The sequence below is a fragment of the Streptomyces sp. SCL15-4 genome (assembly GCF_033366695.1).
In the GTDB taxonomy this organism is placed as follows: domain Bacteria; phylum Actinomycetota; class Actinomycetes; order Streptomycetales; family Streptomycetaceae; genus Streptomyces.
Genome location: NZ_JAOBTQ010000001.1, coordinates 6,746,065 through 6,767,042, shown reverse-complemented (window position 1 = coordinate 6,767,042; position 20,978 = coordinate 6,746,065). Strand labels below are relative to the sequence as shown.

Annotated in this window: 17 protein-coding genes and 2 tRNA genes; 5 read left to right on the top strand and 14 right to left on the bottom strand. The window is 71.3% G+C overall.

All coding sequences use genetic code 11. From position 1 onward, the window contains the following. The first annotated feature begins 230 nt into the window (after positions 1 to 230). Both SCK26_RS30410 and SCK26_RS30405 read left to right on the top strand, forming a co-directional pair. Entirely contained in the window at positions 231 to 2,432 is a 2,202-nt protein-coding gene (locus SCK26_RS30410) for an elongation factor G-like protein EF-G2 (RefSeq protein ID WP_318204537.1), read from the top strand. Positions 2,433 to 2,621: 189 nt separating this feature from the next. Continuing rightward, complete coding sequence (locus tag SCK26_RS30405) at positions 2,622 to 4,268, top strand: hypothetical protein (RefSeq protein ID WP_318204536.1); 1,647 nt, start codon at positions 2,622 to 2,624, stop codon at positions 4,266 to 4,268. Positions 4,269 to 4,353: 85 nt separating this feature from the next. Here the strand turns inward: SCK26_RS30405 and SCK26_RS30400 are convergent, their stop codons facing one another. Together SCK26_RS30400 and thrS are read right to left on the bottom strand one after the other, a co-directional pair. Continuing rightward, positions 4,354 to 4,911, bottom strand: a complete 558-nt coding sequence (locus tag SCK26_RS30400) for an HIT family protein (protein ID WP_318204535.1) — start codon at positions 4,909 to 4,911, stop codon at positions 4,354 to 4,356. Positions 4,912 to 5,016: 105 nt separating this feature from the next. Then, the gene (gene thrS / locus SCK26_RS30395) at positions 5,017 to 6,993 is read right to left on the bottom strand and encodes a threonine--tRNA ligase (protein WP_318204534.1); all 1,977 of its coding nucleotides are present in this window, start codon (positions 6,991 to 6,993) and stop codon (positions 5,017 to 5,019) included. A 572-nt stretch (positions 6,994 to 7,565) separates the two neighbouring features. On the opposite strand from thrS, the gene SCK26_RS30390 reads away from it, so the two are divergent. Then, the gene (locus SCK26_RS30390) at positions 7,566 to 8,291 is read left to right on the top strand and encodes a 3'-5' exonuclease (protein ID WP_318204533.1); all 726 of its coding nucleotides are present in this window, start codon (positions 7,566 to 7,568) and stop codon (positions 8,289 to 8,291) included. A 66-nt stretch (positions 8,292 to 8,357) separates the two neighbouring features. Here the strand turns inward: SCK26_RS30390 and SCK26_RS30385 are convergent. From SCK26_RS30385 to SCK26_RS30340, 10 genes are all read right to left on the bottom strand, one after another. Beyond that, positions 8,358 to 8,429 (bottom strand) — tRNA-Val (locus SCK26_RS30385). Positions 8,430 to 8,468: 39 nt separating this feature from the next. After that, positions 8,469 to 8,915, bottom strand: coding sequence for an SRPBCC family protein (locus SCK26_RS30380; RefSeq protein WP_318204532.1), 447 nt, complete (start codon positions 8,913 to 8,915; stop codon positions 8,469 to 8,471). Positions 8,916 to 9,044: 129 nt separating this feature from the next. Further along, on the bottom strand, positions 9,045 to 11,789 hold the full coding sequence (locus SCK26_RS30375; RefSeq protein ID WP_318204531.1) for a Tat pathway signal sequence domain protein: 2,745 nt from the start codon (positions 11,787 to 11,789) through the stop codon (positions 9,045 to 9,047). 282 nt (positions 11,790 to 12,071) lie between these two features. Next, entirely contained in the window at positions 12,072 to 12,662 is a 591-nt protein-coding gene (locus SCK26_RS30370) for a hypothetical protein (protein WP_318204530.1), read from the bottom strand. A 2-nt stretch (positions 12,663 to 12,664) separates the two neighbouring features. Continuing rightward, complete coding sequence (locus SCK26_RS30365; RefSeq protein WP_318204529.1) at positions 12,665 to 13,564, bottom strand: carbohydrate ABC transporter permease; 900 nt, start codon at positions 13,562 to 13,564, stop codon at positions 12,665 to 12,667. Beyond that, a complete protein-coding gene (locus SCK26_RS30360) occupies positions 13,561 to 14,532 on the bottom strand; it encodes a carbohydrate ABC transporter permease (protein WP_412080794.1) in 972 nt (323 codons plus the stop codon). The genes SCK26_RS30365 and SCK26_RS30360 overlap by 4 nt, the downstream gene beginning before the upstream one ends. Further along, complete coding sequence (locus SCK26_RS30355) at positions 14,532 to 15,815, bottom strand: substrate-binding domain-containing protein (RefSeq protein ID WP_318204527.1); 1,284 nt, start codon at positions 15,813 to 15,815, stop codon at positions 14,532 to 14,534. Before SCK26_RS30355 ends, SCK26_RS30360 begins: the two co-directional genes overlap by 1 nt. A 241-nt stretch (positions 15,816 to 16,056) precedes the next feature. Further along, positions 16,057 to 17,118, bottom strand: coding sequence for an alpha/beta hydrolase (locus tag SCK26_RS30350; RefSeq protein ID WP_318204526.1), 1,062 nt, complete (start codon positions 17,116 to 17,118; stop codon positions 16,057 to 16,059). A 589-nt stretch (positions 17,119 to 17,707) separates the two neighbouring features. Beyond that, a tRNA-Val gene (locus SCK26_RS30345) sits at positions 17,708 to 17,779 on the bottom strand. A gap of 85 nt (positions 17,780 to 17,864) precedes the next feature. Beyond that, entirely contained in the window at positions 17,865 to 18,329 is a 465-nt protein-coding gene (locus SCK26_RS30340) for a TIGR02611 family protein (protein WP_318204525.1), read from the bottom strand. A 191-nt stretch (positions 18,330 to 18,520) separates the two neighbouring features. Between SCK26_RS30340 and SCK26_RS30335 the strand changes: the two genes are divergently transcribed. Continuing rightward, positions 18,521 to 18,934 (top strand): SsgA family sporulation/cell division regulator, encoded by a 414-nt coding sequence (locus SCK26_RS30335; RefSeq protein WP_004002642.1) that lies wholly within the window; start codon positions 18,521 to 18,523, stop codon positions 18,932 to 18,934. Between the two features lie 481 nt (positions 18,935 to 19,415). Then, complete coding sequence (locus SCK26_RS30330) at positions 19,416 to 19,976, top strand: CGNR zinc finger domain-containing protein (RefSeq protein WP_318204524.1); 561 nt, start codon at positions 19,416 to 19,418, stop codon at positions 19,974 to 19,976. Positions 19,977 to 20,072: 96 nt separating this feature from the next. Here SCK26_RS30330 and SCK26_RS30325 read toward each other — a convergent pair whose 3' ends face one another. Beyond that, the gene (locus tag SCK26_RS30325) at positions 20,073 to 20,225 is read right to left on the bottom strand and encodes a hypothetical protein (protein WP_167414194.1); all 153 of its coding nucleotides are present in this window, start codon (positions 20,223 to 20,225) and stop codon (positions 20,073 to 20,075) included. A 155-nt stretch (positions 20,226 to 20,380) separates the two neighbouring features. Further along, positions 20,381 to 20,836, bottom strand: a complete 456-nt coding sequence (locus SCK26_RS30320) for a hypothetical protein (protein WP_318204523.1) — start codon at positions 20,834 to 20,836, stop codon at positions 20,381 to 20,383. Positions 20,837 to 20,978 lie beyond the last annotated feature (142 nt).

Sequence of the window (20,978 nt, the reverse complement as noted above, 5' to 3'; positions counted from 1 at the left end):
CGACGGGCGGGCACCCGCGGCCGGCGCCCGGAAGCGGCGCGCACGGCGTTCCACGAGGCGGTCGTGACGCAAACGGACACCGGTGCGCACTCTTCGTAGTCCTTCGTATGGACGCGGCGTGACGGGAGTGGAAAGCTCGAATGACCGCGGGCGTCGCCGGAGCCGCCACAGCACGCGGATCCCGCGTGTCCGCGCCCACAGTGACCTCACCGTGCACGGGAGGCAGGATCATGGGCGACAAGGCACAGACACACCACCCCGGGGCCGCCGGCAGGGCTCTCACGGCCGACCGGCCCACCTCCGTACGGAACGTGGTGCTGGTCGGCCACTCCGGCTCGGGCAAGACGACCCTGGTGGAGGCCCTCGCGCTGACCGCGGGGGCGGTGAACCGGGCGGGCCGCGTGGAGGACGGCGGCACCGTCTCCGACTACGACGACATCGAGCACCGCCAGCAGCGCTCGGTCCAGCTGTCCCTGGTGCCCGTCGAGTGGGACGGCATCAAGGTCAACCTGCTGGACACCCCCGGGTACGCGGACTTCGTCGGGGAGCTGCGGGCCGGGCTGCGCGCCGCGGACGCGGCCCTCTTCGTCGTCTCGGCCTCGGACGGGGTGGACGGCTCCACCCGGACGGTGTGGGAGGAGTGTGCGGCCGTCGGCATGCCCCGCGCGATCGTGATCACCCACCTGGAGGCCGCCCGCGCGGACTTCGAGGAGACGACCCGCGTCTGCGCGGAGGCCTTCGGCGGCGACGACCCCGACGCCGTCCTGCCGCTGTACCTGCCGCTGCGCGGCCCCGAGGGCCCGGACGGGCACGCGCCGGTGACCGGTCTGACGGGGCTGCTGTCGCGGAAGCTGTTCGACTACTCCTCCGGGGAGCGCAAGGAGTCCGAGCCCGGCGAGGACCAGCTGCCCGGCATCGAGGAGACCCGCAACCGGCTCATCGAGGGAATCATCGCCGAGAGCGAGGACGAGACCCTCATGGACCGCTACCTGGGCGGCGAACAGGTCGACGTCAAGACCCTGGTCCAGGACCTGGAACGGGCGGTGGCGCGCGGGTCCTTCTTCCCCGTGCTCGCCGCCGCCCCCGCCGCCGGGGGCGCGCGGCAGGGGCTCGGCACGGTGGAGCTGCTGGAGCTGATCACCGGCGGCTTCCCCACCCCCTTCGAGCACCCGCTGCCCGGCGTCACCACCCTCGACGGCCGGCCGCGCGAGCTGACACCGTGCGACACCGAGGGCCCGCTGGTCGCCGAGGTCGTCAAGACCTCCTCCGACCCCTACGTGGGCCGCGTCTCGCTCGTCAGGGTCTTCTCCGGCACCCTCCGCCCGGACCGGACGGTGCACGTCTCCGGGCACGGCCTCGCCGACCGCGGCCACGAGGACCACGACGTGGACGAGAAGGTCGGCGCCCTGTCCATGCCCTTCGGCAAACAGCAGCGCCCGGTGACCCACGCCGTCGCCGGCGACCTGGTGTGCGTGGCCAAGCTGAGCCGCGCCGAGACCGGCGACACCCTCTCCGCCAAGGACGACCCGCTCCTGATGGAGCCCTGGCAGATGCCCGACCCGCTGCTGCCGGTCGCCATCCGGGCGCACAGCAAGGCCGACGAGGACAAGCTCTCCCAGGGTCTGGCCCGGCTGGTCGCCGAGGACCCGACGATGCGCCTGGAACAGAACCAGGACACCCACCAGGTGGTCCTGTGGTGCCTGGGCGAGGCGCACGCCGACGTCGCCCTGGAACGGCTGCGCAGCCGCTACGGCGTCCAGGTCGACGCCGTTCCGCACAAGGTCTCGCTCCGGGAGACGTTCGGCACCAGGGCGGCCGGGCGGGGCCGGCACGTCAAGCAGTCCGGCGGCCACGGCCAGTACGCCATCTGCGAGATCGAGGTGGAGCCGCTGCCGGGCGGCTCGGGCATCGAGTTCGTGGACAAGGTGGTCGGCGGCGCGGTGCCCCGGCAGTTCATCCCGTCCGTCGAGAAGGGCGTCCGCGCGCAGGCCGCCAAGGGCGTCGCCGCCGGCTACCCGCTGGTGGACGTGCGGGTCACGCTGCTGGACGGCAAGGCCCACTCGGTGGACTCCTCCGACGCCGCCTTCCAGACGGCCGGCGCACTCGCCCTGCGCGAAGCCGCCGCCGAAGCGAAGATCCATCTGCTGGAGCCGGTCGCCGAGGTCACCGTGCTCGTCGGCGACGCGTACGTGGGCGCCGTGATGAGCGACCTCTCCGGCCGCCGCGGCCGGCTGCTCGGCACCGAACAGATGGGCTCCGGACGGACCCTGATCCGCGCCGAGGTACCGGAGTTCGAGATCGGCCGCTACGCCGTCGACCTGCGCTCGCTCTCGCACGGCACGGCCCGCTTCGACCGCGCCTACGCCCGGCACGAGCCGATGCCGCCGCAGATCGCCGCACGCCTGCGCGAACAGGCCGGGGAGGAGGGGTAGCACGGAAGCACCGGACCGGCGCACGGGCGGGCGGCTTCGGCCGTCCGCCCACGACTGTCGGTGCCGGCCGATACGCTGATCACCTGATGACGTCGTGCCGGCGGCGGCACGACGACCGGTCCAACAGGTGTGCGGAGCAGGTAAGTCGGGAAGGCCGCAGGCACGGCACCGGCGGCGATGGGGGCGGGAATGTCGATAGGAACGGAGTGGGACGGGCCCCAGGTACCCGTCTCGGTCGGCGAGGGACAGGCGGCGACCGCCGCGCTGGCCTCCGCGGCGTACCGGGACAGCCCGATCGAGGAGATCAAGAAGGCCGACAACGAGTGGCACCAGTCGACCGTGAAGGCCGGCCGGATCAAGATGTTCCGGCCCAATCTCGGCGAGGCGTTCTCCCGGGCCCTCGTGGACCGGATGCTGTCCGCCGGCCGCAAACCGCTGATCCAGTCCTTCGGCACGGAACCGCAGTTCGTGGTGGAACACGCCCTGGCCGCCAACAACATCCGCCGGGAGCGGGACAACCAGCTGAGCCTCATCACCGTCGTCTGCGGCCTCGTCTTCCTGCCCGGGTTCATCGCCTGGCTGCTCGTCTTCCTGCTGCGCTCCTTCGTCGCCCGGCGCGACGACAAGCGGGCCGGGACACTGGCCACCACGCTCCTGCTGGGCGTCGGCCTGCTCGCCGCGCTGTTCCTGGTCAAGATGCCGTTCGGCGGCTTCTGGGCCTGGTACGCCCGCGCGTGTGTCATCGCTCCCGTGCTCGGCTGGTTCTGGGCCAAGCGCCTGTGCGAGCGCACCGCCCACGACCTGCGCGCCCGCTGGGACGGCCTGCTCTCCGGCACCAGCGTCGGCGCCAAGATCCCGGAGGCCGTGCCGCGCGGCCCCGGCCAGACCGCCGCCGAGGAACTGCGCCAGTCCCTGGCCCGGCTGAGCGCCGAGCAGCAGTCCAACTCGGTCTTCTACGCCGGCCCCAAGGGCATACTCGGCATGGGCACCCGCTGGGGCGCCTGGCAGCTCGCCGAGGACCTGGTGTCCGCCGACCCGGGCCGGGAGATCCATCCCTTCCGCAGCTGGGACGTGATACGCGCGATCCACGACCAGCTGGCCCTCCTGGAGCGCGGCCCGCTGCACACCGGCGGCTTCCCCAAGCCGTCCGTGCGGCACTGGATCGTCACGCCGATCGGTGAGAAGGCCACGGCGGTCTCCCGCCCCGAGGGCACCGACGTCGAGGCGTTCCAGATCAAGCCGCACGCCATACAGGAGATCTGCAACAAGCAGCAGTTCGGCAGCGGCGACCGGCACTATCTGGGCGTGCAGTGGACCCTGTGGGACGGACAGCTGGTCATCACCATGCTGATCACCGTCACCGTGCTGCACCAGACCCTGCGCATCGAGGTCACCGGGCACGCGCTCGGTCCGGTGAACCCGCTGTTCACCAGCAAGCCGGAGGCCCCGACCAAGGAAGTCGCCAAGTCCCTCAAGCCCTGGGAGAACCGCACCATCAAGCTGCCGCTGGTCACCACCGACGAGGTCGTACGGCTCGCCGTGCGCGCCCCGCTGACCTGGTACCCGCCGCTGCTGAACTGGCTCGGCGGCTCCCTCGGCCTGCCCGAGCCGTTCGGTCTGCGGCACGCCTGGGCCGACCAGCCCTGGCGGCATCGTTTCATGGCCGACGACGCGTTGCGCGCGGCCACGCCGGTGCTGCGCGTGGTGCACTCGGCGGCGATCAAGGTGCTGGAGGAGAACGGTGTGAACACCGAGAAGTTCGGCGCCCGCTCGGCGTTCCTCAGCGGCAACGTCCAGGACCCGATGCCGAAGAAGGCCGACCTCTACGACGCGTGACCGGGTGCCCTCCGCCGGAGGGCACCCGCCGTCCGCCTAGTGCGTGCACGGCGTCGCGCGGCAGACGGGAATTGTCAGACAGGCCCTAGGCCGGCCAGGCCTCCGCCAGCATCTTCCGGGTGTCGGCCAGCAGCTGCGGCAGCACCTTCGTCTGGCCCACCACCGGCATGAAGTTCGTGTCCCCGCCCCAGCGCGGCACGATGTGCTGGTGCAGATGCGCGGCGATGCCGGCGCCCGCGACCGCGCCCTGGTTCATGCCGATGTTGAACCCGTGCGCGCCGGACGCGGTGCGCAGGGCCGTCATCGCCTGCTTGGTCAGCTCCGCCAGCTCGGCGGTCTCCGGCCCGGTCAGCTCGGTGTAGTCGGCGACGTGCCGGTAGGGCACGGTCATCAGGTGGCCGCCGTTGTACGGGTACAGGTTGAGGACGGCGTACACCTGCTCACCACGCCGTACGATCAGCCCGTCCTCGTCCGACTTGGCCGGGATCGAGCAGAAGGGGCAGCCGTCGTCGGCCCCGGGACCGCTCGGCTTGTTCTCGCCCTGGATGTAGGCCATCCGGTGGGGCGTCCACAGGCGCTGGAACGCGTCCTGCGTCCCCACTCCGATCTGCTGCTCCGGCTCACTCGTCATGCTAGGCAGCATATGGCGTCACCCCGGCCCACCGTGCCGCCGGGGCGGACTCCGGCCGCCGTGCGCACGAGCGGGCCCCCGGGACGGTGGTCCCGGGGGCCTAGAAGCCCGGACGGATCAGATCTGGGTCCGCTCCTCGACGACCTTCGCGATCTTCGCGATGGCCTCGTCGAACGGGATGCCGTTCTCCTGCGAGCCGTCGCGGTAGCGGAAGGACACCGAACCGTTGGACATGTCCTCGTCGCCGGCGATGACCATGAACGGCACCTTCTGCTTCTGCGCGTTCCTGATCTTCTTCTGCATGCGGTCCGAGGAGGAGTCCACCTCGACGCGCAGGCCCTTCTTCCGGGCCGCGGCCGTGAACTTCTCCAGGTACTCCACGTGCGCGTCGCCGATCGGGATGCCGATCGCCTGGACCGGGGCCAGCCACGCCGGGAAGGCGCCCGCGTAGTGCTCCAGGAGGACGGCGAAGAACCGCTCGATGGAGCCGAACAGCGCACGGTGGATCATGACCGGGCGCTGCTTGGAGCCGTCCGGGCCGGTGTACTCCAGGTTGAACCGCTCGGGCAGGTTGAAGTCGAGCTGGAGGGTCGACATCTGCCAGGTCCGGCCGATGGCGTCGCGCGCCTGGACGGAGATCTTCGGGCCGTAGAAGGCGGCGCCGCCCGGGTCGGGAACGAGGGGCAGGCCCTGCTTCTCGGCGACCTGGCGCAGGGTCTCGGTCGCCTCCTCCCAGGCCTCGTCGGAACCGACGAACTTCTCCGGGTCCTTGGTCGACAGCTCCAGGTAGAAGTCGGTCAGGCCGTAGTCCCGCAGCAGGCCGAGGATGAAGGTGAGCGTCCTGTCCAGTTCCCCGGCCATCTGCTCACGGGTGCAGTAGAGGTGCGCGTCGTCCTGCGTGAAGCCCCGGGCGCGGGTCAGGCCGTGCACGACGCCCGACTTCTCGTACCGGTACACCGTCCCGAACTCGAACAGGCGCAGCGGCAGTTCGCGGTACGACCGGCCGCGCGCGTCGAAGATCAGGTTGTGCATCGGGCAGTTCATGGGCTTGAGGTAGTAGTCCACGCCCTCGTCGAGCTGCATGGGCGGGTACATGCCCTCGGCGTACCAGTCCAGGTGCCCGGACGTCTCGAAGAGCTTCCCCTTCGTGGCGTGCGGGGTGTAGACGAACTCGTAGCCCTCTTCCTCGTGGCGACGGCGCGAGTAGTCCTCCATCACGCGGCGGACGATGCCGCCCTTGGGGTGGAAGACGGCCAGGCCGGAGCCGATCTGCTCGGGGATCGAGAAGAGGTCCAGCTCGGTGCCGAGCTTGCGGTGGTCGCGCTTCTCGGCCTCGGCGAGGAAGTCCAGGTGCGCCTTCAGCTCGTCCTTGGACGGCCAGGCGGTGCCGTAGATGCGCTGGAGCATCGGGTTCTTCTCGCTGCCGCGCCAGTAGGCGGCGGCGTTGCGCATCAGCTTGAACGCCGGGATGAGCCGGGTGGAGGGCAGGTGCGGACCGCGGCACAGGTCCTTCCAGCACAGCTCGCCGGTCTTGGCGTCCAGGTTGTCGTAGATCGTCAGCTCGCCGGCGCCGACCTCGACGTCCGCGCCGTCGTCGCTGGAGGCGGAGCCCTTGAGGCCGATCAGTTCCAGCTTGTACGGCTCGTTCGCCAGCTCCTCACGGGCCGCCTCCTCGGTGACGACGCGGCGGGAGAACTTCTGGCCCCGCTTCTGGATCTCCTGCATCTTCTTCTCGATGGCCTTGAGATCCTCGGGCGTGAACGGCCGCTCGACGTCGAAGTCGTAGTAGAAGCCGTCCTTGACGGGCGGGCCGATGCCCAGCTTGGCCTCGGGGAAGATCTCCTGCACCGCCTGCGCCATGACGTGCGCGGTGGAGTGGCGCAGGATGTTCAGGCCGTCCTCGGACGAGATCTCGACGCCCTCGACCTCGTCGCCGTCGGACAGTGCGTAGGTGAGGTCCTTCAGCTCGCCGCCCACGCGTGCGGCGATGATCGAGCGCTCGCCCGCGAAGAGGTCGGCGGCCGTAGTGCCCGTCGTCACCACGCGTTCTTCCCGCTCGGAATCGCGTTGGATGATCACACGGACGTCTGACACCGGTCTCTCCTGACTGAAGGTGGGGTGCGGCGCCATACCAGGAGCGCGCGCACAGGCGATCGTACCGACCCGACGGCACCGACCGCGAAACGGTCACCCTCCGTCCGCGTCCGGCTACGCGTTCCGCGAGGTTTCCGGGACCGGGACGAAGGGTCCGGCGCGCGGGTGGCGGGCGGGTCGCCGTGGGGCTCGACGGGGCCGGCCGAGCCGAGGTGGCGCGGCCGCCGGTGGCCCGACGCGGCGGTCGACGGCCTCGCGGGTGGAGAGCCCGGTGGAGGCGGACGGCGGACGGCGGACACGAAGGCGGCGGGAGCGGTCGTCGGCGGCCCGGGGGACGGCGCCGGCGGGTCCGGCGGGGGCGTCGCGCCACCGGCGGATCTCGCCGCCGGGCGCGAGCGCGTCGCGTCGGTGGCCAACTGGCGCCTGGTAAGCGCACGTTGTTACGACACATTACCGAACTCCACTGTGCCGCACCCCTGTTGCTCTCCGGCGGCGTACGGCGCAAACGGCCCGGGTATCACCAAACGGGCAGAAGACGGAAGTCAAATGCCGTGGGTGAGCGAGGAGTCGGGATGACGAACTGGTTCGAGGGGCCGCTGGCCGCCTTCGACACGGAGACGACGGGCGTGGACGTGGAGACCGACCGGATCGTGTCGGCCGCCGTCGTCGTCCAGGACGCGCCGGGGACCCGGCCCCGGGTGTCACGGTGGCTGGTGAATCCGGGAGTGCCGGTGCCGGAGTCGGCGACGGCGGTGCACGGGCTGACGGAGGAGCACCTCCAGCACAACGGGCGCTGGCCGGCGCCGGTGATGTACGAGATAGCGGAGCAGCTGGCGGAGCACGCGACGCTGGGACGTCCGCTGGTGGTGATGAACGCGCCGTTCGACCTGACGCTGCTGGACAGGGAGTTGCGCCGGCACCGGGCGTCGTCGCTGGCGCGCTGGTTCGACTCGGTGCCGCTGAAGGTGCTGGACCCCCGGGTGCTGGACCGGCAGCTGGACCGGTACCGCAAGGGCCGCCGCACGCTGACCGACCTGTGCGCGCACTACGGCGTGCCGCTCCAGGGCGCGCATGACGCGGCGGCGGACGCGCTGGCCGCGCTGGAGGTCGTACGGGCGCTGGGGCGGCGGTTCGCGACCCGGCTGGAGCGCTTGTCCCCCGCCGAGCTGCACGCGCTCCAGGTGGAGTGGCACGCGGCGCAGGCACGTGGGTTGCAGGCGTGGTTCGCGCGCAGCGGTTCGGAGGAGACGGTGTGCACGCAGTGGCCGCTGCGGCCGGAGCTGCCCGCGGCGGCGTGACCCGGGCGCCGGCGGCAAGGCGGCATGAAGAAGGCCGGTCCGCCGCAGCGGACCGGCCTTTCCCGGTGGGCGATACTGGGTTCGAACCAGTGACCTCTTCGGTGTGAACGAAGCGCTCTCCCACTGAGCTAATCGCCCGGGAACGCACTGAACAATACAGGTCCGGGCGCCCTTCGTTCAAACCGTCTCCAGCCGGCGCAGCAGCCCGCGCCGTCCGGCCCGCATCATCAGGCGGTGATTGAGGTGGAACAGGGGCCGTCCGGGCAGGGCGAGCCGCCTGAGCAGCGGCCTTGCGGCGTGCACCTCCTGGTCGTAGCGGGCGAGGGTGCCGGGGCCGTCGGCGGTGATCGTCCAGCGGGCCCAGCCGTGGAGGTCTCCGCAGAGGGCGGCCTCCAGGACGCCGGCGGCCGGGTCGCGGCGGGTCTGCCGCAGGGTGGAGGTGAGGGCGAGGGGCAGCGCGGAACGGATGACGATCACGCCGGTCTGCTCGGCCAGGCGGGTCACCGACCGCACCTGGGGCCACCAGCGGGGGTAGTCCTCGACCTTCTCCAGCGCCGTGTAGACGGCGGCCGGCGGGGCGGGCAGGGGCCACAGGCTGCGGAAGCGGTAGTGGTGGAGGTCCATGGGGCGAGTGTGCCCGCAAGGAGCGCACTCCCTTGAGTACGCGTACTCACGCGCCGCGGCGCGGGCCGGGGCACACTCTGAGGGCGAGCGCCGCCGCCCGTGCCGCGGCGCTCCGCTGTTCCGGTCCCGCTAAGCCGGCATGCGGTCGCCGAGCAGGGCGAGGTTCTCGATGGCGGCGAGGCCGTAGAGGGCCGTGTCGTTGGTGGACACCCAGGCCGCCTCGCTGCCCTCGACCAGGGTGGCCGGTCCGGTGAGCTTCTCGGTCTTCCAGGGGGAGGACTCGGTGTAGCCGTCGGAGTGGTAGAACTTGGCCCAGGCCCGCTTGGCGAGGGCCGCGTCCCCGGTCTGTACGGCGGCGTAGGCGTCGAGGCGCGAGTGGCCCTGGAAGAGCAGCAGGCTGCCGAAGTCGGTGCCGTAGCGCGCGGCCTGTTCGGCCTTGGTGGCGTTGAAGTAGCGGCAGTAGTCCAGGTATGCCTCCTTGAACTTCGGCATGTCGACGAGGTGGATGAGTTCGGCGCACAGTTCGTTGAGCCCGAAGACGGCCGAGAGGTGGGAGACGGAGACGGCCGGCTTGTCGGCGACGGCGAACCTCCCGGTGTCGAGGTCGTACAGCCCGCTGCCCTGGACGAAGCCGTTGGGCTGGGCGGCGATGCCCTCCATCGTGGACAGCACGCGCGCCTTGGCCTTCTCCCACTTGGGCCCCTTGCGTTCCCACTCGGTGAGCCAGGCCGACACCAGGCCGCTCCAGTCGGTGCCGAAGCCGATGGACAGGGCGTGCCGGTCGGGGGTGTAGGGGTCGGTACGGACCTTGCGCTGGGGGTCGAGGACGAGGAAGGTCTCGTCGGAGTCGACGTTGGCGTGCATGAGGTCGCCGACGCGTTCGTCGGCGGTGAGGAAGTAGTAGAAGCGGCGGTAGGTGGTGTTGGCGATGCGCTGCTGTTTGGCGCTGTCGGCGTAGTGCTGGACGCCGTGCCGGGTGCCGAGGCCGGCCCACTTGCCGAGGTGGTAGACGTCGACCTCGCCGGTGTGCCGGGTCATGGCCTCGGCGAAGCGGAAGATGTCGGAGCGGCCGCTTCTGAGGTAGGCGTACCAGAGCCACAGGTCGGGTGAGAGTTCGGAGTTGTCCCAGGCGTAGCCGCCGATGTCGTAGCGCCATACGTGCCGGGCGGAGTCGTAGGTGTGCATGATGTCGCCGTAGTCCCAGAAGCCGTACCAGCGGCGGCTCTCCACCTGGTCCCTGTAGTAGGTGAAGAGGAAGTCGAGGTGGTCCTCGATCCTCGCCTTGGCCGGGGTGGAGCGGTCGGGCTCGGAGTACAGGCCGGGGCCGAAGACCTTGGCCTTGACGAGCTGCCTGGGCGGGGCGGCGAGCTGGGGAAGGACGCGTACGGCACGGGCCTGCCGGGCGAGGGTGTCGGCGGTGGGGGTGGTGTCGTTGGCCCAGAAGAGGAGTTCGCTGGTGCGGGCGATGCCGTAGGGGGTGCCGAAGCCGGGTTCGTAGTCCTCGTAGGTGATGTTGAGGCCTTCGAGCTGTTCGGCGTAGGTGTCCTGGTCCATGCCGTCGTGGTAGAAGCGCAGGTCCATGGGCTGGGCCTCGGGCGACCAGAGCCAGAGGGTGACGGTGGCCTGGTCGGTGTGGGCGTCGCGGATGTCGAGCTGGGCGGGGAACTTCTCCCAGAAGTCGCGCAGGCCGAAGGAGAGGCCGCCGCTCGCGCCGCCGACGTAGCCGAAGCCGGAGGCGCGCCGGCCGCCGCCGGCGGTGATCCAGCCGTGGCCCTTCTTGGTGCGCTTGCGGACGGTGAAGCCGTCGGCGGAGAGCTGGGCGAGGGTGTAGTCGCCCCAGTGCGGGATGTACTTCAGGCGTGTGGTCACCCGTTGGTCCCAGGTGGCCGGGTCGGGCAGTTTCCTGCCCTCGTACTGGGCGGCCTGGACGGCGGCGCCGGGGTCGCGGCGCAGTCCGGTGACGCCCTGGACGGCCTCGCGCAGCAGGCCGGTGCCCTCGCCGCCGATGCGGATGTGCCGGTCGTAGGCCGCGTCGCGCATCGGGACGGTGAAGCGGACGCCGAGGCCGCGGATGAAGTCGCCGCTCGCCTTGCCGGGTTCCTGGGTGCCGTCGTAGGTGAGGGTGTGCACCATGCGGAAGGAGTCGGAGCCGGCGTAGAAGTACAGGCGCAGGGAGAACGGCAGCCACTCCCGGTCGCCCTTGCGGTGCCTGCCGTCGATGCGGACGACGGCCCGGACGGGGCCGTCCTGTTCGACGGTGACCTCAAAGATCGCGCCGTCGAAGCGCTCGGTCTTCACCGTGCCCTGGTCCTCGTCCTCGATCTCGGGCTGGCGGAGGAGGACGAGCCGGCCGTTCCTGGCGATCTCGGTGGAGCCGCGGCTGACGGACTTGATCAGCGTGGAGCCGTTCTTGCCGATCTTGGCGGTGATGACGCCGGTGGAGACGTCGACGGTGCCGCCGCTCCGGTCGACGGTGACCTTCTTCGCGGGCGCGGCGGGGGTGCCGGCGGCCAGCGTGAGCCTGCCGGTGCCGGTGCCGGTGCCGACGGCGTGGGCGGTCCACTTCAGGGAGCCGTCGGGCCAGTAGGCGAGCGGCCAGGTCTGTACGGGGACGTCCTTGCCGTCGGCGTCCGTGACCGCGAAGGACTGGCCTTCCCGGTGGGCGCCCATCGGCCAGGGCACGCCGACGGTGGCCCCGGGCGCGGCGCCGAGACCGCCGTCCTCCAGCCAGTCCAGGGTCACCGGTTCGGCGCCGTCGGGAGCGGCGGCGGGCGCGGCTCCGGCGTCCTGGGCGCCCAGGGCCCAGCTGAACTGGGCGGCCGCGCCGGCGACGGCGGCGGCCTTGAGGAGGGACCTGCGGGGGATGGGGGACATGGCCGTTCCTTCCAGGAGCGGTGCGGTCAGGGGCATGACAGGTGTGTATGGCCGGCCCTCAGGGCGCGGCTCCCGGAGGAGAGAGCCGCGGCGCCGGAGTCTTGAGGGGCCGCGGGTTCCAGGGCGCCGGTCCTCGGTGGCCGCCTGCTTCGGCGGCGCCGGGGTCCGGGGCGTGGCCGGTCTTTCGGTGAGGCCGTGCTCCACGGGCCGCCGCTGCCGGGCGCGGCCGGCAACCGGAGGGGGCGCCGTCGGTTTCAGGGGGCCGGTCCGGCGGGGCCGGCGTCAGCGGCGGCGGTAGCGTTCCTCGACGGCGACGGCCGCCGCGGCCACGGCCCCCAGCACGGGGACCGCCAGTGGCGCGATGAGCAGAGCGGAGCAGCAGGTCAGCACGGCTCCGCCGACCAGCAGGAAGGAGCCCGCCGGGTCTCGTACGGTACGGCGCCCGGCGTCGGCGAGCAGGGCCCGCCAGCGCTCCCCGGGCCTCCACACCGCCGCCGCCCGCAGCCCGGCCACCGCGAGCCCGAGCAGTGCGAACAGTCCCACGGCACCGGCCGGCGGCCCGCCGGGCAGTCCGGCGTGCACGGCCCGGACGTCCAGCCAGGCGACCGCCGCGGCGGCCCAGCCGGCGGCGCCGACGATCCAGCCCCCGTGCAGCGCGGAGCGGAAGTCGGCGGCGAACTCCCGCCAGCCGCCGCCCTGGTGGGCCGTGCGCCGGCGCAGGTGCCGGGCGCCGGCGGCGAACGCGGCCGGGTAGGTGACCACGCCGAGGCAGGCCACCGCGATCCACACGCCGGTCAGCAGCGACTCGGCGAAGACGCCGTACCGCTCCGCGAACCCGGACTCCCGACGCGGCCTCACCCGTGCTGAGGACATGGTCAGCCCTTCAGTCCGGAGGTCGCCATGCCGTCGATCAGATAGCGCTGGAAGGCGAGGAAGAACAGCAGCACCGGCAGCAGCGCCACCAGCGACATGGCGATCATGCCGCCGTAGTTGGCGGCCACGCCGTCGGAGTCGCGGAACATCATCAGGCCCAGGGAGACGGTGTACTTGCCGGGCTCGTTCAGGTAGATCAGCGGGCCCATGAAGTCGTTCCAGGCGTTGATGAAGGTGAAGATCGCGCTGGTGATGAGCGCGGGCCGGCACAGCGGCAGCACGATCGACCAGTAGGTGCGCAGGTGTCCGCAGCCGTCGAGGCGGGCGGCCTCGTCCAGTTCCCGGGGCAGGGCCCGCATGAACTGCACCATGAGGAAGACGAAGAAGGCCTCGGTGGCGAGGTACTTGCCGATCAGCAGCGGAACGTAGGTGTTGACCAGCTCCAGCTTCTGGAACATCACGTACTGCGGGATCAGCAGCACGTGGTACGGCAGCAGCAGCGTGCCGATCATGAGGGAGAACAGCAGGTTGCGGCCGGCGAACTTGATGCGCGCGAAGGCGTAGGCGGTCAGCGAGCAGGAGATCAGGACGCCGACGACCGCGCCGCCGGCGTAGAGCAGGGAGTTCTGGAAGAACGTCCAGATCCTGATGTCCGCTATGCCGTCGGCGAGACCCTTGAAGTTGGACAGGACGGGGTGGGACGGGAACAGCGTGAGGCTGTTGATGATGTCCTTGCTCGGCTTGAACGAGGCGCCGAGCACCCAGACGACCGGGTAGAGGATGACGGCCAGGATCAGCAGGGCGCCGAGGTGCCAGGCGAGGGAGCCGGCGCGCCGGCGGCCCGGGCCCGGCGTCCGGACGGCGGCCCCGCTCACCGGGGCCTCGGTGGTGGTCGCGCTCATCGGGCGTCCTCCTCGTAGTGCACCCACTTCTTCTGGGACCAGAAGAGGACGGCCGTCACCAGGGCCACGGCGAGCAGCAGCATCCAGGCCATGGCGGAGGCGAAGCCCATCTGGGCGTTCTTGAAGCCCTGCTGGTAGAGGTAGCAGGTGTAGACGAGCGTGGCGTCGGCCGGTCCGCAGGCGGTGTTGGAGACGACGTAGGCCGAGCCGAAGATCTGGAAGGAGTGGATGGTCTCCAGCAGCACGTTGAAGAACAGCACCGGGGAGATCATCGGCAGGGTGATGTTCCAGAACCTGCGGAAGGGACCGGCGCCGTCCATCTCGGCCGCCTCGTACAGCTCCCTGGGGACCTGCTTGAGTCCGGCAAGGAAGATGACCATCGGCGCCCCGAACTGCCAGACGGTCAGCGCGACCAGGCAGTACAGCACCCAGTCGGCGTTGCCGACCCAGCCGCCGACGTGGAAGCCGAGGACGGTCTGCGTACGGTCCACGACGGCGCCGTCGGAGAACAGCGAGCGCCAGACGAAGCCGACCGAGACGCTCGCGCCGATGAGCGAGGGGGCGTAGAAGGCGGCTCGGTAGAAGGCCTGGCCGCGGCGGCTCTGCGCGAGGAGCAGGGCGACGCCGAGGGCGAGCAGCAGCTTGAGCGGGGTGCCGATGACGACGTACTTGGCCGTCACCTCCACCGACTTCTGCCAGCGCGGGTCCTCGAACATCCTGGTGAAGTTGCCGAGGCCGACCCACCGGGGACTGGTGAAGAGGTTGTAGTCGGTGAACGCGAAGTAGAACGAGGCGATCATCGGGCCCGCGGTCAGCAGCAGGAAGCCGGCGATCCAGGGGGACATGAACAGATAGCCGGCGAGGTTCTCCCGCCGCCGGCCCGGCCGCCCCGTCCTCGCGGTGGCGGCCCGGCGCGCGCCGCGGGTCGCGGGCACGGAGTCCTTGACGAGCGTCACGGCGTTTCCCATCAGGCCTGGAAGGCGGCTTCGGCCTCGGTGAAGAACTGCTTCACCGCGTCGGAGACCTTGGTCTTGCCCTGTCCGAGGTCACCGCCGAGGCGCATGAAGGCGGCCTCGATGGTGTCGGCACCGGACGGATGCGGGGTGATCGTGCCGAGGACGCCGGCCTTGGCGGTGTCCTCCTCGTACCGCGCGATCTCCTTGTTGATCGTGTCGGTGGGCTGGTAGGCCCCGTACTGCTCGGTGCTCGCGAGAATGCCGCGGTCGTAGCCCATGATCTTGCCGACCCGGGGGTCGTGGACCATGAAGTCGATGAACTGCGCGACCTCCTTGGGGTGCGAGGTGCGGGCGGAGGCGCTGAGCATCAGGGAGGCGAGGTACTGGCCGGTGTGCTTGCCGTCCGTGGTGGGGATGGGCGCGAGGCCGTACTCGCTGTCGCCCTCCGTCGAGTAACGGACGGTGAAGTTGTCCCAGGTGAACTCCGAGGCGCCGTGGCCGGCGGAGAGGGAGGACTTGGGCCTGTCCTGCTGGACGACCTTCGGATCGGTGACGAGGCCGGCCTTGACCCGGTTCAGGCCGTCGGTCCACCACTCCGTCAGGTCGGCCTGCTCGAAGCCGAGACCGTCGTCGGTGAAGAAGGCCTTGCCGTTCTGGCGGAGGTAGAGGTCGTACAGGTACATGATGGTGAAGTAGCCGGTGTCCCCGGGGACCTTCGTCTTGTCGTGGATGGTCTTCAGGGCCTTGAAGTACTCGTCCCAGGTCCAGCCCGGCCGCGGCTCGACGCCCGCCTCGCGGAAGACCTTCTTGTCGATGACGAGCGACATGGTGTTGGAACCGACCGGAATTCCGAGCTGCTTGCCGTCGACCTCGCCGACCTTCGTGACACCCGTGCGGAAGTGATCCAGGCTCAGATGGCCGGCCTCCACCTGAGGCTTGAGATCGAGAAGAATTCCGCGCTTGTCGTACTTCCTGAGGAAAGTGACGGCACTTTGGAAAACGTCCGGGGGGTTTCCGCCGGCGGCCTGGGTCTGGAACTTCTCCCAGAACGATTCATACGTCTGGAAGTCGGTTTTTACCTTGATCTTCGGGTATTTCCGCTCGAAGAGGGCGATGGACTGGTTGATCTTCTTGGCCCGCTCCTCGGCGCCCCACCAGGAGTAACGGATCGTCACCGTGCCGTTCCCGGAGCCGCTTCCGCCACCGCAGCCGGTGGTCGCGGCCAGCCCGAGCGTGGCCGCCGACGCCCCGGCCGCCTTCAGGATCGTACGCCTGTCAAGATTCCTGGTTCCCACAGTCGGGCCCTCCCCGCAGCATCTCCGCCACGCGCATGAATCGTTTCAAGTAAGCGCTTGCTGGCACAAGGTACGAAGGGGCCCGGGGTGCGTCAATGACCCGGACAGGATTTTCTTGCGGGCGGCGGACGCGACGGACCCGCGCCGCCGTCCCGTCCCGCCGGCGAAACGGACCGGCCCGCCGGCCGTTCCCACTGGTGAGGGAAGCGTGGCCGACGGGCCGAACGGACCGGACGGGAAATCAGGCGGGCAGGCAGGCCAGCCAGTCGAGCAGGATGCGGTTCGTCTCCTGCGGACGCTCCTGCTGGACGAAGTGCCCGCAACCGTCCAGGATGTGCGAACCGAGCAGACCGGGCAGGGTCTCCGGGTACGCCTTGACGGCGTCGGCCAGCCAGGCCAGGGAGGCGTCCCGCTCGCCTCCGATGAACAGCGAGGGCCGCGTGATCGGCGCCCCCGCGTGACCGGCCAGGTCGGCCCAGTCCCGGTCCATGTTCCGGTACCGGTTCAGCGCCCCGGTCATCCCCGTCCGCTCGAACTCGCCGGCGAAGACGTCGAGGTCCCGCTCCGTCAGCCAGGAGGGCAGCACGCCGACGGGGAAGCGCTCGCGCAGGGTCCCGCCGGCTCCGATGAAGTGCGGGTCGGGGGCGCCGGGGGCGGGCATGGTGTCGGCGGACAGCGCCGCGTAGAAACCGGCGAGCCATCCGCGCACATCGGGTTCCATCTCGGCCTCGGCCCGGCCTGGGCGCTGGAAGTAGGAGACGTAGAACTCCTGCGGGAGGTGTCGCCGCTCCGCGCCGGGCCCCTCGGTGGTGCCGGGCTCCTCGCCCTCGACGGCTCCGCCCATCAGGGCGAAGACCTCGCTGGGGCGGGGGCCGCCCGGCGGGGTGTACGGCACTCCGAGCAGGCCCACGGCACGGAACACGTCCGGCCTGGTCAGCGTGGACATGGCGGCGATCGTCGCGCCCCAGTCGTGCCCGACGACCACGGCGGAGCGCTCGCCCAGCCCCTCCACGACGGCGACGGCGTCCTCGACCAGGTCGAGCATCCGGTACGCCTCCACGGCCTCCGGCTTCGAGGAGCGACCGTACCCACGGACGTCGATCGCCACCGCGCGGTACCCGGCCGAGGCGAGCACCGGCAACTGGTGCCGCCAGGCGTACCACGTCTCCGGGAAGCCGTGCAGCAGCAGCACCAAGGGGCCGCTGCCCTGCTCGACCAGGTGGATACGGCCGGCCGGGGAAGGGAGGAGGCGGTGGGTGGGGGCCGGCACGGCGGCGGGGCCGGAGTCGGTGGTGGCTGGCATGGGGGCCTCCTGGGTCTGCTGGAGCTTGCGAGAGCTGGGGGTGGTGTACGAGCGGTGTTCCTGGGGTGAGGGGGTGCGGGGTCGCGGGGCGGCCGTGAGCGGGCAGGTGAGCGGGGCGCCTGCCGGGCGGGCGGGTGCGGGACGATGCGCTGCCTGTGGGGGCAGGTGGGAAGGCGGCCGGGGGCGCTCGTCACGATGATCCAGTAGGTGCCGGGCCGGGACGAGGGTTGTTGCCGTTTCGGCAAAACGTGCCCGTGGGGCTCGGCCGGACGCCGGCACGCCCGGCAGGCCGGTCGCCGGGCGCCGGGCCGGACGCCGTACACGGCGAGCCCGCCCCGGCCGGGGCCTCCGGTCCGGCCCGCCGGCCGCCCGGGCGCCCACGGGACTGTCCGGCCCCGCTTCGGACCCCACCGCCCCCGTCCGCCCCACGGGTCTCTGGGAGCGTCCCTGACCACCCTGCCGCGGGGGAAGCCCGGCCCGGCTCCGCGGAGCCTTACGCCGCCGCTGAGGGGCCGCCCGCACCGCGTATCGGCGTACGGGAACACGCCGACGGCCCACCTGCATGTCACAGGTGGGCCGTCGGTCCGGGTGGGCGATACTGGGTTCGAACCAGTGACCTCTTCGGTGTGAACGAAGCGCTCTCCCACTGAGCTAATCGCCCGGGCGCAGGAAGAACATTACCGCATGTCAGGGGGTGCTTCCGACCAGGGGCCGGGCGGCGGGCGCGACCGGCCCCCGCGGCCGTGTCACTGGTCCTTGATCTTCCAGGGCATGACGAGGCCGAACTTCCAGAGGTAGATCCCGGCGAGCACACCGATGACGACCAGTCCGATCACGGTGAGGGTGATGTTGCGGCGGCGCACCTTGGGGTCGAGGGCCCGCTGGGCCGCCTCGGTGACCTTGCGTTTGGTCCAGCGCAGCACGAGCTGGGCCCAGACGAACTCGGTCGCCCAGATCGCCATGCCGCCGAAGATCACCACCCAGCCTGGTCCGGGCAGCGGCAGCATGATGATGCCCGCGACGACCACGGCCAGGCCGACCACGAAGATCCCGACCTGCCAGCTGAGGTGCAGGAGCCTGCGGGACTTGATGAATTCCGGCGCCCGCGAGCCGAGCCCGCTCTCCGCTCCCTCGCCGGCCTCCGGCCGGTCCGCCTTCGCCTTGTCTGCCGTCACGGCGACCTCACCAGGCTCGTCACTCCCCGTATTCATACAGACAAACCCTACCCGAGTGAATCCAGTCACCGGAATGGCGGTCGATCCGGTACGAGTTCTCGGCCGGAAGAGTTACGTAAACACACGCAAAACCCTCAGAGGGGTTTACAACGGCACCGTAGGTGGCATGTCGATTTCGCCGACGTGCGAATCCCCGAGCGCACACTGAGCGAAAGGCCCTGGCGCTTATGAACACCACGGTCAGCTGCGAGCTGCACCTGCGCCTCGTTGTGTCGAGCGAGTCCTCCCTGCCTGTCCCCGCAGGCCTGCGGTACGACACGGCCGACCCCTACGCCGTGCACGCCACCTTCCACACCGGAGCCGAGGAGACCGTCGAGTGGGTGTTCGCCCGTGACCTCCTCGCCGAGGGCCTGCACCGGCCCACCGGCACCGGCGACGTCCGCGTCTGGCCATCCCGCAGCCATGGTCAGGGCGTCGTGTGCATCGCCCTCAGCTCCCCGGAGGGAGAGGCGCTGCTGGAGGCCCCCGCGCGGGCCCTGGAGTCCTTCCTGAAGCGAACCGACGCCGCCGTGCCGCCCGGCACGGAGCACCGCCACTTCGACCTGGATCAGGAGCTGTCGCACATCCTGGCGGAGAGCTAGGCCGCGGCCCTTCCGAGCAGCCCGGCGCCGTCCACTCGGGGAGACGGCTCGGGCCAAGACAACCGCATACGGCAACGGACCGGCGCCGCCGTCGTGAGCCTTCACGGGGCGGCGCCGGCCTGCCGCCGCCGGTCGCGCCGCGCGAGCGGTCGACTCCCGTGGGTGTGCGACGCCCTGGACTGAGCCGCGTACCCGCGCGGTCCGGCCGAGCCGCGTACCCGCGCGGTCCGCCGGTGTGCCCGCCGCGGCGGGCCTGAGTCCGGCGGCCCGCGCGGACCTGGGTGCGACGCCCGGGCGGGCCGCCGGGCGCCTGTGTGCGGCAGGTGTCGCGTCGCTCGCGCGGGCACGGTCGGGTGCGCGGCGTGGTGTTCCTCCCGTGCGATCGGGGTCCGGGGAAGGAGGGGTGCGGCCGGCTCGGTTGTCGCTACGATCGGCCAGCATCGGCGGGCGCCCGCCCGACCCCCAGGCCAGGGAGCGAAACGTGCTGATCACCCACGACACCCGGTGCGCCCTCGACACCGTGGTGGATCTGGTGAACTCCGCGCCCGAGGACGACGCGGCGGCGGACGGCCTGCCCGATGTCCAGGCACTCACGGATTTCGTGCGAAGCCACAAAATCAGCGATGTCGGTGTGCTGTCGGAGCTGGACCTCTCGGCGGTGCGCAGGATCAGGGGCCGGTTCGCGGCGGTCTTCGCGGCCCCGGACTCCCGGTCCGCGGCCGTGCTGATCAACGAGTTGGTCGCCGGCGCGGGCACCACTCCCCGGCTGACCGACCACGACGGCTACGACTGGCATGTGCACTATTTCGCGCCGGGCGCCTCCGTGGCCGATCATCTCGCCGCCGACTGCGGGATGGCGCTGGCCTTCTTCGTGGTGGCCGGAGAGCGGGAACGGCTGCGGCGCTGTGAGGCGCCGGACTGCCGGCGTGCCTTCGTGGATCTCTCCCGCAACCGCTCGCGCCGCTACTGCGACAGCCGCACCTGCGGAAACCGGCTGCATGTCGCCGCCTACCGGGCCCGGCGCAAGGAGGCGGCGGGCTGAGCGGGGACGGTCCGGGACCGGCCGCCCGCGACGGCCGAGCGGTGCGCCGATGCGACGTCTGTCCCGGCGGGTGGCGCCGGGACGGACGTGTACGGCTCACAGCAGCAGCAGGTCGTGCAGCGCAGCCATGAGCAGCAGACACCCGATCACCGCCAGGAAGATCATCAGCGGTGGCTGGGAAAGGGCGAAGAGGCACCCGCGGGGCTCGTCCTCCGGCGGCGCGGCCTCGCTCTGCGTAGTGTCCAGCATCTCGCGGCAGATCATGGCGCACCCGGCGCCCGGCCGCGATCAACGCTCGGGGATCTTGCGGGAGTGCACCGAATACCGTGAGGTCTCGTTCGGATGGTGAACGGTTCCGGCCGCGCCGGGAACCGACTGTGTCCCTTCGGCCAGTTATGTGACTGTCATATGCCGTGCTTCTTGAGGATGGCCTCGATGTCGCTGAAATCCTCCGCCGTGCCGGTGGAACGGGGACCGGCGGACCGGGGGCCGGCGGGGCGTGCCGAGGGACCGGTGGCCGCGCCCAGGGGCGGCGCCGAGGCGGCGGGTGCCGCCGCCTCCCGCGCCGCGCGTGCGGCCGCCTTGCGTCCGGCGCCGGCGGTACCGCGCCGGCGCTCCACCGCGCGCGTACCGGCGAACAGGAGCCAGGCCGCGCCCAGCACGGCGAAGCCCGCCCAGGCGGTGGGGCTCAGCGCGGTGTCGGCGAGCCAGCCGACGACCCCGGTCATCACCAGGCCGATCGGCACGAGTGAGTAGGCCGCGAGGCGGGCCGCCGTCAGGAAGCGTCTGCGGTAGGCCGTGACCACCGCGATCCCCAGGCCCGCCACGGAAACGGCGGAGCAGACTGTCTCGGCAAGCATCCGGTCCTCCTGGCGGGCTCGGTTCGTCGCCTCCATCGTGCACCGCCGGCTCCCCGCGAGGCCATGGTCCAGCCGGACATCAGGGACATCTCCGGGTCCTCTCCTACGGGAGTGCCGGTGCGCGTCCGGCGGCGTACGCCGA